Consider the following 12803-nt stretch of genomic DNA (forward strand, 5'->3'; position numbering starts at 1 on the left):
GGCCACCTGCTTAACGGCCGGCCGCCTAACGCCGTCCCCCGCGGTTGCGGTGGGCCAACCCAAATTGCACCGAGTCAATCATCCCGAGCGTCATAAGGGCCTCGCGGAGGGCAAATTGGAAGGTCCACAAGCGGCGGAAGACTGGGTCGAACCCAGCGGCCGCTGCCTCTCGCAGGTGCCCGTCGAAAAAGGATCGCTGCTGACGCAGGGACTCCAAATAATGAGTGCCCACGTGAGTTTCGGACACGATGCGCAAATTGGAGTTCTTATCTACTAGCTGGTGCATCTCCGTGGTGCGCGGATAGTCCAACCCCGGCCACACATAGGCTCGCAAGGCCTGAAGCGAGGCCTTACCGGCTTCCGTCATCGATTCGGTCGCCACGATGGATTGGATTCCTGCCCGCCCATTAGGCGTCAAGAACCGGTCGACTGCGCGGATGTAGTCTTTGCGCTCACTAGCGCTGAGTTGTTCTACCTTTTCTACGGTGACGATGGCGTCATAGTGCCCGTGCCACTGCTTGGGGTTCGGGACGACGCCGGGAATGCGCTCGATATGGATGGAATCGTCTGCCCCCTCTAGTACGAGGGCCTCGCGCATGTGGCTCATTTGGTCCACATCACTGGTCAAAACGTCTACCGTAGCGCGCCGCTTAGTCGCCCGCATCGCCGGCTGCATTCCGGCAGCCGGGTACACCAACAGGTGGGTTCCGGCGCCGCTACGGGTGACGTCAAGCAGCCAATCCGCCGCGCGGCGCTGCGCATCTCCTAGGTCATCCCTGTCCACACTCGTGGGCTCACTCAGCGTCGTGACATCGACGAAGTGGCTCTTCGGCTCCTTGCGGCCGGCCTTGGGGCTATAGCTTTCCACCGTTTCCCTAATGGTGGTCGGTACGCCACTGGAAAAAATCCCACCTACATGGCTTAATCCATCGCCGGCATAGAGCCGAACCAATTCCAGTGGCAGCTCCCCTGGCTCCGACTTACCAGCACCAAGCATTTTGGCCTTGGGGAGATAGCCTGCTCCCAATAGGCGGCCGAGCACCTTTACCAGCTGCGAGGAGGAGGTGACGGTCCACTCTCCTGCCATATAGCTTTCCGCAAATCCCAGCCAACCGCTAGCGGCAATGCGCTCAAACAAGGCATCATGCCCCACCTTGAGATCTGGTCCACCTTCGGCTTCGAGGTCAAGTTCTAGACCGGCATCATCGCAGGCCTTGGCAAATTCAGCCTCTGCCCGGCGGGCTTTCATTCCAGGCCAACGAGGTGCGGGAACCGTAGCCACATTGGGCCAGGATTCTGCATCGATAGAGCTCAAATGCTCAGGGCGGGTAAAAGACATAATGCCAGGTGCGCTCCTTGGTGGGCGGAGGAAGTCACTATCCGGAACAACCTTAGTCAGCTTTGTGCGCACCCCGGTTTAGGCGCTCCGCACAGCCTCGCCGGTTCTTCCCACGGAATCCGCAACGCAGCGGCGGAAGTTTATCAGTCATTAAGTATGCGCGTTCTGTTTGAAATGTTTAGACTGTATGGGTACTAAACATTAGCTTTCTTGAGGAAGGTCGCATTAAATCCATGACTGATACCCCTTATCGCCCCAACGGTGGCCGCCACCACGTCGTCGTGGTTGGAGCCGGCTTCGGTGGTCTCAACACCGTTCAGAAGCTGAAGAACGCCGATGTGGAAATCACCCTCATTGATAAGAAGAACCACCACCTGTTCCAGCCGATGCTGTATCAGGTAGCTACCGGCATGATTTCCGCCGGTGAGGTTGCCCCTTCCACCCGCCAGCTGCTGCGCGATCAGGACAACGTCCACTTCGTCAACGCTGAGGTAACTGATATCAATCTGGCGGATCAGACGGTGACCGCCGAGCAGGACGAGTTCTCCCGCACCTATGCTTATGACTCCCTGGTTGTCGCCGCAGGTTCCGGTCAGTCCTACTTTGGCAACGACCACTTCGCCGAGTTCGCTCCTGGCATGAAGACCTTGGACGATGCCTTGGAGCTGCGTTCCCGCATCATCTCGGCGTTTGAAAAGGCTGAGCTTACTGACGACCCCGCAGAGCGCGAGCGCCTGCTCACCTTCATCATCGTTGGTGCCGGCCCAACCGGCGTTGAGCTCACCGGCCAGATTGCCGAACTGGCAAACCGTACCCTCAACGATGTCTACTCCAACTACGGCACCACCTCCGCCAAGATCTACCTGCTCGATGGCGCCCCACAGGTACTGCCACCATTTGGCAAGCGCCTAGGCCGCAAGGCGCAGCGCACCTTGGAAAAGGAAGGCGTACAGGTTCACCTCAACGCCATGGTGACCGACGTAACCGCAGATACTGTCACCTACAAGGATATGAAGACCGAGGAAGAGACCACCCTGACGGGTGCTACCAAAATCTGGTCCGCCGGTGTGGCCGCTTCCCCACTGGGCAAGATGGTTGCAGAGCAGGCTGGTGTCGAGGCAGACCGCGCAGGTCGCGTCTCCGTCAACGAGGACCTGACCGTAGGCGAGCACAATAACGTCTACATGGTCGGTGACATGATCTCCCTCAACCGCCTGCCGGGTCTGGCACAGGTTGCAATCCAGGGTGGCGCGCACGTCGCTAAGCTCATTCAGGCCAAGGTGGACGAGGAATCTACCGCTAATGAGAAGGAAGCCTTCGACTACTTCGACAAGGGCTCCATGGCCATCGTCAAGCGCTTCAACGCCGTCGTTAAGCTGGGCAAGACCGAGTTCGGTGGCTTTGCTGGTTGGGTAGCATGGCTTGGCCTGCACCTGACCTACGTCATTGGTCTGCGCAGCCGCTTGGCCGTGCTGGTTAACTGGGCAACCAATATCCTCTCCCGCGACCGCGGCAATCTGGAAATCACCACCCAGCAGCGTATCGCGCGCAATATCATTAACAAGAACGAGAAGTAATATCTCCTCGCTCGCATCGCCGCCCCACCTGCTGCACGCAGGCTGCGGGCGGCGATTTTTATTTTCCCGGACTACCCGTTATTAGCGCCGGCGATTCCACAACTGGATACCCGGACGCTGGTTTTCGCACATAGTTTCCGTGACCTTTGTTAGGCTGAGAGACGCAACATGGGGTGCCGCACACGGTGCGGCTGAGAAATACCCATCGAACCTGCACTCAGTTAGAACTAGCGAAGGGATAGTTGTGGATTATGCTTTTCTGCGCGCACACGACGCTGTGCGCGAGTCCACGCCGCTTATTCAATGTTTGACCAATAAGGTCGTCAGCAACGTCACTGCCAATGCCCTGCTGGCCATCGGGGCTAGCCCGGCAATGGTCGATACGCCAGAGGAATCGCGCGAATTTGCGCAGGTAGCCAGCGGCGTACTCATCAATTGCGGTACGCCCAGCTCAGAACAATACGGCGGCATGCGCGAGGCCATCGCTGGGGCGAACTCCGCGCACACCCCCTGGGTACTCGATCCGGTAGGCGCCGGCGGCCTGAGCCGCCGCACCGACTTCATGCGCGAGGTGCTGCCACTTGGCCCGGGCGCGATCCGTGGCAATGCCTCAGAAATCATTGCCCTCGCAGGAACCGGACGGGGCGGCCGAGGCGTCGAATCTACCGATGGCGTGGAAGCCGCCCTGGATTCGGCAGTAGCACTTTCCAGGGATACCGGCGCCGTCGTGGCCATTTCCGGCCCCCGAGACCTTATCGTCCACGTCGGCGCTACAACGCGTGCCGTCTACCTCGAATCAGGGCACCCGATGCTCCAAAACGTCATCGGTACTGGCTGTTCCCTCGGTGCTATCTGCGCCGCATATCTGGCCGCGTGGGAGGATCCTTTCGAAGCGATCATCGCCGCCCACGCGCACGTTGGTGCGGCGGGAAGCGTGGCCGCCGAGAAGCACCACGCCCCCGGCTCCTTTGCCGTTGCTTGGCTGGATGCGCTCTATGATGTTCCGACCGCGGATATCGAGGGCCTAGTCAGGCTCAATGATGTGGAGGAGGTTTAAGTGGCTATTGACTGGACGCTCTACCTGGTCACCGATCCAGATCTGGCTGGCGGGCGAGACAACGTGGTCCCCATCGTGCAGGAGGCTGTACGCGGCGGCGTTACCGTTGTCCAGCTCCGGGACAAGGAAGCTAGCGATGAACAGATCGAGCGCACCGCACGCGAATTGCTTGACGTACTGGGCGATGTCCCACTATTTATCAATGACCGCGTCGAGGTGGCAGCAAAGCTCGGCTGCCACCTGCACATTGGGCAGGATGATATGGCTTTTCGCGAAGCCCGAGAGAAGCTGGGTGAGGGACAGCTTATTGGCTTATCCATCGGCAGTAACGAGGAGCTTGCTGCTATTGCGGACGATGCTCGCCCAGACGTCATCGGCATCGGGCCCGTGCATTCGACTGCAACGAAGAAAAACGCCCCAGCCGGCATGGGTACGGCTACGGCCGCAGCACTCGCTCACACCGCACATGAGCGTGGCATCGAGTCCGTCGCCATCGGTGGAATCAAGACCCATAATGCGCACGAGCTGGCGGGCAGCGAGTTTGCCGGAATTTGCGTAGTCAGCGACATCATGGCGGCCGAGGACCCCGCAGCAATCGCCGCCCACCTTAAGGAGGCTTTCCATGGCTAAAGGCATCTATCCCCGAGTACTATCCATTGCCGGTACTGATCCTACCGGCGGAGCAGGAATTCAAGCCGATCTGAAATCCATCTCTGCCGCAGGCGGCTACGGTATGAGCGTCGTGACGGCGTTGGTGGCTCAAAACACCCAGGGTGTCCGCAGCGTCCACGTACCACCGGTGGACTTTCTGCAGGAGCAGCTAGACTCCGTCATCGACGATGTGGAGATTGATGCGGTAAAGATTGGCATGCTTGCCGACGCCGCCATTACCGCCAAGGTCGCAGACTTCCTGCGGCGCCTGCCGGCCGATGTTCCCGTGGTACTTGATCCGGTCATGGTCGCTACCAGCGGAGATCGCCTGCTGGAAGAGGAAGCAGAACAGGCCGTGCGCGATCTCTGCTCCCAGGTGGATCTCATCACCCCGAACTTAAAAGAATTGGCAGTCCTTACTCACACGAACGAGGCGAGCGACCTAGAAGAGGCCATTGCCACGGCGAAGGAATGGGCGAAGGGTGCTGGTACCGCGGTCGTCGTCAAGGGCGGGCACCTCGATGCCGACATCGCCGACAATGCGGTGGTTAATGCGGATGGGGCTGTGCACCGCGTTGCTTCCAGCCGTGTGGACACGAAGAATACGCATGGTACTGGCTGTTCCCTTTCCTCTGCCCTAGCCACGCGCCTGGGAGCCGGCGATAACCCCGCCGCAGCTCTGGTTTGGTCCACCCAGTGGCTGCATGAGGCCATTGCCCATGCGGATGCGCTTCACGTGGGCAAGGGACACGGGCCCGTGGACCACCTGCACCGCTCGCAGCGTCTCATGCAGGCGGCGTCTACCCTGCCCCAGCCGTACTTATCCGGCAACCTGGTAGAACCGGCAAACGTCGACCAGCCCCGCGTTCCCGCGGCCGGCCCGCATACGCAACGCCTGTGGAACCTAGCCGGGGATCACTGGGAGGCGATCAAGGCGCTGCCCTTTATTCGGGCCTTGGGCACGGGAGCGTTGGAGAAGGATGCCTTTGGCTTCTACCTCGACCAAGATGCCCAGTACCTGAATGCTTACTCCAAGGCGTTGGCTCGCCTCGCCAGCCAAGCCCCAGAAGCGGCACAGCAACTGCACTGGGCTGAGGGAGCGCATGATTGCTTGGCGGTGGAGGCGGAGCTGCACCGCGGCTGGCTCGAGAGCGATATCACGACCGCAGCCTCCCGGGTAACTAGCGCCTATACGGATTTCCTGATCCGTTCGACGCATACGGATGACTACGTGGTGGGCGCTGCGGCGGTACTGCCCTGCTACTGGCTATATGCAGAAGTGGGCCTCCACCTCGCAGAATTTGATTCCCCCGAACACCCCTATCACTCATGGCTGTCCATGTATGGCGGCGAGGACTTCCTCAACGGGGTTCGCGCTAGCCTCGATATCGTCGAACAAGCTCTCTCCGCGGCGGATGAGCGCACCCGCCTGCGGGCCGAGCGCGCCTATATCACCGCCAGCCACCATGAGGTCGACTTCTTCGACCAAGCCGATAGGCGCTTTTAGGCCAGCAAGTCCGAACCAGGGCGCGAAAGAACGGCGACGAGGAAGGTGGAATGCTCCGAGAAGAGCTTCATGTCCCACGAGGAGAAAGTGAAGTCGACTCGGTAGCCCACCTTCTGCGCCATGTCGAGGAAATCAGCAAATTCCCACCCACGGCCCTCGCCAAAGCCACTGACGAGGCGACCGCCTGGTTTTAGAGAATTATAGATATTGCGCAGCGCGGGTTCGCGGCCGTCCTTTGCTAGAAAGCCCATGACATTGCCCGCGGACACGGCGATATCGAAGGGGCCTTCTGGCACCTCTTCCTCGCACAGATCTCCCACGAACCATTGCCCCTCTGGGAAATCGTGCTCAGCGTGCTCGATGAGAATGGGGTCTACGTCGACGCCCACAACGCTGTGGCCACGGCGAAGCAGTTCGCCGCCGACGCGGCCGGTGCCACATCCGGCATCGAGGATGGTGGAGTTGCGTTCCACCATGGCGTCGATAAGCCGGGCCTCGCCATTGATGTCTTTGCCCTGTGCGGCAAGCACCTTCCATTTGCGGGCAAAGTTATGGGAGTGCTCGGGATTAGCTTCGGTTACTTCTTTCCACGTAGGCATAGATTCGATTATATTACCCGGCTTCGGTGTAAGATTTACCCGCTGCGTAAAATCGCCGCCTGCCCATTGGGAAAATACCCGCACTACCGCGCAAAGGAGGCTGAAAAGATGCCATCCGTACCTTCACCCTTTAGGGGCCGCAAGAAATCCGAGCCTCCTAGTAAGCCCACTTCCCTGCCGGTACCACCGGAGCGCGCCATCGAACATTGCCGCGTTTTTGTGGATGGCGAGGCGCTTCCCGGGGAGTATTCCACCAGCTCCGCGCTGGAAGCCATAGAGGAATACGGCCGCGGATTTATTTGGGTGGGCCTGCATGAGCCCTATGAGTCCCAAATGACCAAAGTGGCCTCCCAGTTTGGCATCCATGAACTTATCGTGGAAGACGCCGTTATGGCCCACCAGCGCCCCAAGCTCGAGCGTTACGATGATCAGCTCTTCGTGGTCGCGCGTTCCGTGAACTACCGCGATCATGATGAGGTCACGGATAAGCGCCAGATCATTTCCACCGGTGAGATCCAGATGATCATGGGCTCCAACTTCATCATCACCGTGCGCCACGGCGCAAAGCTGCCCAACCTGGCTTATACCGTGGAAGATGAACAGGACTTGGTGGAGCTTGGCCCGGTGGCCATGGCCTGGAAAATCCTGGATATGATGGTGGACCGCTACTCGGAGATTTCCCGCCTTATCAGTATCGAAGTCGATGAGCTGGAAGAAGAAATCTTCACCCCGAACCTCAAGTTTGATGTGGACCGCATCTACATGTTCAAGCGTGAGGTGCTAGAGATGAAGCATGCCATTGACCCGCTCTCAGTGGCGCTGAAGTCCATGGTTTCTGACCACAAGGATTTAATTTCCAAACAATTGCGCTCCTACCTGCGCGACGTCAACGACCATGAGCTTGTGGTCAAGGACCAGGTCTCCAGCTTCGATGAGCGTCTTACCTCGCTTATCGACGCCTCGGTAGCCAAGGTAACCATGCAGCAGAACTCCGACATGCGCACGATTTCCGCAGTCGTTGGTATGTGGGCCGCGCCTACCCTGGTGGCGGGTATCTACGGGATGAACTTCGACATCATGCCGGAGCTGCACTGGGCGCTGGGATACCCCATGGCGATTATCATTATGATCTTGGTCGTTGTGAGCCTGTGGGCTTGGTTCCGAAAGAACCACTGGCTCTAATCCCTCCGGTACGCTCGTGCACTATGAGCGATATCACTGTTTACGGCGCTACCGGGCTGGTCGGCCAATTGGTGGCGCGCTACCTTGCCTCGATTAACGCGCCCTCTGTGACTCTGGCCGGCCGGAACCGACCGGTGCTAGCCGCACTGCGCGATGAACTCAATCAGCACTGGGACATCGCCATCGCCGCCGCCGATGATGCCGACGCTGTGGAGCACATGGTGGAAAATACCAAGGTACTAATCACCGTGGTCGGACCCTACAGCCTGTATGGCGGCCACGTCGTTGCCGCCTGCGCGCACCATGGCGTAGATTATGTTGACCTCTGCGGTGAGGTTCCCTTTATTCGCCGAAGCATCGATTCCCACCACGCCACCGCCCAATCCACGGGTGCGCGCATCGTTCACTCCTGCGGCTTTGATTCCGTCCCTTCGGATATTGGCATGCTCAATCTCTACCAGGCGGCAGGAAAGCCGTTTACACGGGTGCAGATGGTCGTCGACAAGCTCAAAGGCGGAATCTCACCGGGCACCATCGAGTCTTCCCTGCAGGTCTCGCACGCCGCGCACGCGGATAAAGATGTAGCCCGCAACCTGCACAATCCTTACTCACTGGACCCGGATCCCAAGGCCGGGCCACGCTTAGACGGCCTCCAGAATGACTTCGAAATCAAAGAAATCGACGGCGTGGGCTGGGTAGGACCATTTTTCATGTCCATGTTCAATACCCGCGTGGTGCGCCGCTCTAACGCTCTGCTAGGGCGCGCGTGGGGCACACGCCTGTTTTACAAGGAAGCATGGTGGGCGGGCACCGGTCTTCCCGGTCGCGCCCGCGCCTATGGGCTGGCGCTCGCCACCAAGCTACTTTTTGATGGCACTCAGTCGCGCCTGCGCCCACTGGTGGAAAAGGTCCTGCCCACATTACGTTGTTAGCAGTTCCACCTCAGGGCGCCGAAGATTCATGGTCTGTCCACCCGATTGGGCGGGTTATGTTTATTTCCGTTCCCTCCGTCTGAAAAGACAGTGGAACTAGTCGCTGGCTTCGGTATGGCTTATTCCCGCCCCTGTCTGAAAATGATCCGGGGGGTGATGCCGCCGAAGACAGTGACATACTCGAACTGCTAATAGGAACCTGACCCAGCCCAGGTGGTATGAGGTCTCACAGTAATGTGGATGCCAGCGCAAGTATGTCCGACAACCCCAGCGATGAAGCTTAAATAGTCCAACTTCTAATTCATCGCTAGGAGGCACACACCCATGGCCTATGACTTCGTCATTGGCGTGGACGTCGGCAAATACTTCCACCACGCCTGCGTCCTCGACCCTCAAGGCAGGCAAGTCCTGTCCAAACGCATCAACCAGCATGAAAGCTCATTACGCAAGCTCTTCGGCCAATTCATCGCCGACAACGCTTCGGTCCTTGTCATTGTCGATCAGCCCAACAACATCGGCCGTTTAACCGTCACAGTCGCCCAAGACATGGGGGCAGACGTTCGCTATCTACCCGGGCTTGCGATGCGGCAGCTCTCTCGCATCCACGTCGGCAACTCCAAGACTGATGTGCGCGACGCCTACGTCATCGCCCATGCCGGTCTTAACCTTCCGGACGCCCTGCGCAGCGTCGACCGCGTTGAGGAAGTCTTTATCCAGTTGAAAGTTCTCAACGGTATCGACGAAGACCTCGCTCGGGCCTACACACGCCTGATTAACCAGATGCGATCCGCGCTCGTAGGAACCTATCCTGCCTTCGAACATGTCCTGCGCGGACAGATGATTCACCGAAAGTGGATTCTCCACCTACTTGCGAAATACGGTGGCCCCACCAAGATTCGACGCATCGGCAGAACACGCCTGGCAGCCTTTGCACGCAGCCACAAAGCGCGCAATCCTGAACCTGTCATCGATGCCATGCTTGCTGCCATCCACGCACAGACCGTGTCCATTGCTGGCGCAGAATACGCCGAACTAGGCGTAGCAATGTCCGCCAAAGATGCATTGGCCAAATTAGAGAATCGCAAGGAAATCGAAGCGCAGGTACTTAAGCTCATTCAGGATATTCCTCAAACCGAGATTCTTTTATCCATGCCCGGCATCGGCCCGCGTAGTGCGGCGCAGATCCTCATGACTGCTGGCGATATGTCCGACTTCCCCGATGCAGCGCACCTAGCGTCCTATGCAGGCCTATCACCGCGGACGAATCAGTCGGGAACGTCCATTATGTCGAGTTCGCCCAACCGGGCTGGCAACAAAAAATTAAAGAACGCCCTATGGCAATCGTCTTTTGCATCGATCAGATTCCACGAGCGTTCCCGGCAATTCTATGAACGAAAACGCAAAGAAGGCAAAAGACACAACGCCGCAGTCGTCGCACTCGCACGCCGACGCCTAAACGTTCTCTTCGCCATGATGCGAAGCGGCGAGCTCTACCGAGACATCTCTACAGTCCGGGAGGCCGCAGCAGCCTAGAACCAACAGAACCGCACCTCAAGCCGATTGAGCAGCAAGCCCAATCGGCTCCTCAAGATGCCCGAAAACAACATCCACAACGTGAAGCAGAAACCCTTCACACCCCCAACAAGCCCACCCGCGGAGTTGACAACCTATATAGGAACACCCCCGGACCTAGCGGTGCACATTTCCAGGTCAGCCACCACGGCATTACCGAAGATGGCCAACGCTGGCGAGCAACTGTGTCGGCACAAGGCGACCCGGGCTATGAAGTCACCGCAATGATGCTGAGCCAGGCTGCGCTCTGCTTGCTCGATTCGCGCTCCGGTACTAGCCGCGCAGGCGGCGTACTCACCCCGGCCACCGGACTTGGAAAGCCCTATCTGCAGCGGCTTTCCGCCCACGGCATGTCTTTTACCGCCGCTCGGATGAACTAGCGCAGAATCATAGTGCGCAAGGTGGTGCGGGCGATAAGCTCGCGGCCTTGCCGCATCTCGACGCTCCACACATGGGTGCGGCCGCCTAGCTGGACCGGCGTGGCCACGGCTTCCAACTCGCCCTCGCCTGTCGAGCGAATGAAGTCGCTGGAGTTATTGACGCCGACTGCGGGGGCGTCGGCAGCCGCCACGCTGGCAATGGAGGCCACGGTTTCTGCGATGGAGCAATACAACCCGCCGTTGGCTACTCCCCAAGGTTGGTGATGCTCCGGCAGCACCTGCAGTTTCGCACGGACCTCGCGCGGGCCCACGTGGGTGAACTGCAGTCCTAGCAATTCCGCAAGGCCACCGTTTAAGGCATTGAGAGACTCCAGTTCTTCTGCGTTGAGCACTCGCGTGTGCGCGAGGTGGAGCAAGTCATTGAGTTTCTGCGTATCCGACATAGTCCACCAGCCTAGCCATTGATGCCAGCCTCGCAGCCTAGTGACGTAGGATAGGCAGCATGACTGATAAGAATGAACTTGCTCAGATTGGCGTCGTGGGACTGGCGGTCATGGGCTCTAATTTGGCCCGTAACTTTGCCCGCAACGGCAATACCGTAGCGGTGTATAACCGCAGCCCTGAAAAGACTCATGCACTCATTGAGGCCCACGGTGAGGAAGGCAACTTCGTGCCCTCGGAAACCATCGAAGACTTTGTGGCTTCCTTGGAGCGCCCGCGCAAGGCAATCATTATGGTCAAGGCTGGCAAGGCCACCGATGCCGTTATCGATCAGCTGGCCGAGGCCATGGATGATGGCGATATCATCATCGACGGCGGCAATGCCTTGTTCACTGACACCATTCGCCGCGAGAAGGACGTAGCCGCCCGCGGCAAGCACTTCGTCGGTGCCGGAATCTCCGGTGGCGAGGAAGGCGCGCTCAACGGTCCGGCCATCATGCCCGGCGGCCCCAAGGAGTCGTGGGAGACCCTCGGCCCGATTCTTGAGTCCATCGCTGCCAACGTGGACGGCACTCCGTGCGTAACCCACATTGGTGCGGACGGCGCCGGCCACTTTGTGAAGATGGTCCACAATGGTATCGAGTATGCCGATATGCAGGTCATCGGCGAGGCTTATCAGCTGCTGCGCTATGGCGCAGGCATGGAGCCGGCCGAGATCGCAGAGGTATTCCGCGAATGGAATTCCGGCGACCTTGATTCCTACCTCATTGAAATCACCGCCGAGGTTCTGGCCCAAAAGGATCCGGAGACTGGCGCTCCGCTGGTCGACATCATCGTGGACGCCGCCGGCCAGAAGGGCACCGGTCGCTGGACTGCCATCAATGGATTGGAACTCGGCGTTCCGATTACCGGTATTGCCGAATCCGTCTTCGCCCGCGCGCTGTCCTCCTCCACCGCGCAGCGCAGTGCCGCCCAAGAAGGCCAGCTTCCCGCCGGCACCATCAAGGCGCTCGATGTGGACAAGGCCGAGTTCATCGAGGATGTGCGCCGCGCGCTCTATGCCGCCAAGCTCATTGCCTACTCCCAGGGCTTTGACGAGATTAAGGCTGGGTCCGAAGAATTCGGTTGGGACGTTGACCCGCGCGATCTAGCAACCATCTGGCGCGGCGGCTGCATCATCCGCGCCAAGTTCTTGGATCGCATCCGCGCAGCCTATGACAATAATGCGGACTTGCCCGCCCTCATCCTCGATCCCTACTTCAAGGGCGAGCTGGAAGATCTCATCGACCCATGGCGCCGCGTGGTCGTCGCCGCTACCCAGCTGGGACTGCCGGCACCGGTCTTTGCGTCATCTCTCTCCTACTACGACAGCCTGCGTGCCGAGCGTCTGCCGGCCGCTCTCATTCAGGGCCAGCGCGATTTCTTCGGCGCCCACACCTTCAAGCGCACCGACAAGCCGGGCACCTTCCACATTGAGTGGTCCGGCGATCGCAGCCTGACCCAGACCGACTAGGTTCGCATTGACTTGATTGGGGCCCTTCGGGGCCCCTTTCACTTTTCTAACAG

At 59.2% G+C, this 12803-nt stretch carries 12 protein-coding genes and 1 riboswitch; of the genes, 9 read left to right on the forward strand and 3 right to left on the reverse strand.

The window, feature by feature from the left end:
- Positions 1-25 precede the first annotated feature (25 nt).
- Entirely contained in the window at positions 26-1339 is a 1314-nt protein-coding gene (locus tag LG376_RS09635; RefSeq protein ID WP_225746962.1) for a class I SAM-dependent methyltransferase, read from the reverse strand.
- A 233-nt stretch (positions 1340-1572) separates the two neighbouring features.
- Between LG376_RS09635 and LG376_RS09640 the strand changes: the two genes are divergently transcribed.
- The 4 genes from LG376_RS09640 to LG376_RS09655 all read left to right on the forward strand — a co-directional run bounded on the left by LG376_RS09640 (position 1573) and on the right by LG376_RS09655 (position 6131).
- On the forward strand, positions 1573-2916 hold the full coding sequence (locus LG376_RS09640) for an NAD(P)/FAD-dependent oxidoreductase (RefSeq protein ID WP_005324756.1): 1344 nt from the start codon (positions 1573-1575) through the stop codon (positions 2914-2916).
- Positions 2917-3075: 159 nt separating this feature from the next.
- A riboswitch (TPP riboswitch) is annotated at positions 3076-3173 on the forward strand.
- Positions 3161-3973, forward strand: a complete 813-nt coding sequence (gene thiM, locus LG376_RS09645; RefSeq protein ID WP_225746963.1) for a hydroxyethylthiazole kinase — start codon at positions 3161-3163, stop codon at positions 3971-3973. Its footprint overlaps the riboswitch before it by 13 nt.
- Positions 3974-4603 (forward strand): thiamine phosphate synthase, encoded by a 630-nt coding sequence (gene thiE, locus LG376_RS09650; RefSeq protein ID WP_225746964.1) that lies wholly within the window; start codon positions 3974-3976, stop codon positions 4601-4603.
- On the forward strand, positions 4596-6131 hold the full coding sequence (locus tag LG376_RS09655) for a bifunctional hydroxymethylpyrimidine kinase/phosphomethylpyrimidine kinase (RefSeq protein ID WP_225746965.1): 1536 nt from the start codon (positions 4596-4598) through the stop codon (positions 6129-6131). Before thiE ends, LG376_RS09655 begins: the two co-directional genes overlap by 8 nt.
- On the opposite strand, the gene LG376_RS09660 is transcribed toward LG376_RS09655, so the two are convergent.
- The gene (locus tag LG376_RS09660) at positions 6128-6730 is read right to left on the reverse strand and encodes a bifunctional 2-polyprenyl-6-hydroxyphenol methylase/3-demethylubiquinol 3-O-methyltransferase UbiG (protein ID WP_198493029.1); all 603 of its coding nucleotides are present in this window, start codon (positions 6728-6730) and stop codon (positions 6128-6130) included. The genes LG376_RS09655 and LG376_RS09660 overlap by 4 nt on opposite strands.
- 108 nt (positions 6731-6838) lie before the next feature.
- Here LG376_RS09660 and LG376_RS09665 point away from each other — a divergent pair, with 108 nt between their 5' ends.
- From LG376_RS09665 to LG376_RS09680, 4 genes are all read left to right on the forward strand, one after another.
- Positions 6839-7912, forward strand: a complete 1074-nt coding sequence (locus LG376_RS09665) for a magnesium and cobalt transport protein CorA (protein WP_225746966.1) — start codon at positions 6839-6841, stop codon at positions 7910-7912.
- Between the two features lie 23 nt (positions 7913-7935).
- On the forward strand, positions 7936-8844 hold the full coding sequence (locus LG376_RS09670) for a trans-acting enoyl reductase family protein (protein WP_225746967.1): 909 nt from the start codon (positions 7936-7938) through the stop codon (positions 8842-8844).
- 324 nt (positions 8845-9168) lie between these two features.
- Positions 9169-10377: an IS110 family transposase gene (locus LG376_RS09675; RefSeq protein WP_225746082.1), complete on the forward strand. Its 1209-nt coding sequence runs from the start codon at positions 9169-9171 to the stop codon at positions 10375-10377.
- 224 nt (positions 10378-10601) lie between these two features.
- Positions 10602-10796 carry a hypothetical protein gene (locus tag LG376_RS09680; protein ID WP_225746968.1) on the forward strand — a complete coding sequence of 65 codons (195 nt, stop codon included), beginning with the start codon at positions 10602-10604 and terminating at the stop codon, positions 10794-10796.
- On the opposite strand, the gene LG376_RS09685 is transcribed toward LG376_RS09680, so the two are convergent.
- Positions 10793-11239: a PaaI family thioesterase gene (locus tag LG376_RS09685; RefSeq protein ID WP_198493027.1), complete on the reverse strand. Its 447-nt coding sequence runs from the start codon at positions 11237-11239 to the stop codon at positions 10793-10795. The genes LG376_RS09680 and LG376_RS09685 overlap by 4 nt on opposite strands.
- Before the next feature lie 59 nt (positions 11240-11298).
- Here LG376_RS09685 and gndA point away from each other — a divergent pair, with 59 nt between their 5' ends.
- The gene (gene gndA / locus LG376_RS09690) at positions 11299-12750 is read left to right on the forward strand and encodes an NADP-dependent phosphogluconate dehydrogenase (protein ID WP_005324746.1); all 1452 of its coding nucleotides are present in this window, start codon (positions 11299-11301) and stop codon (positions 12748-12750) included.
- Positions 12751-12803 lie beyond the last annotated feature (53 nt).

The sequence above is a fragment of the Corynebacterium sp. Marseille-P4611 genome (assembly GCF_916618765.1).
GTDB classification, from domain to species: domain Bacteria; phylum Actinomycetota; class Actinomycetes; order Mycobacteriales; family Mycobacteriaceae; genus Corynebacterium; species Corynebacterium marquesiae.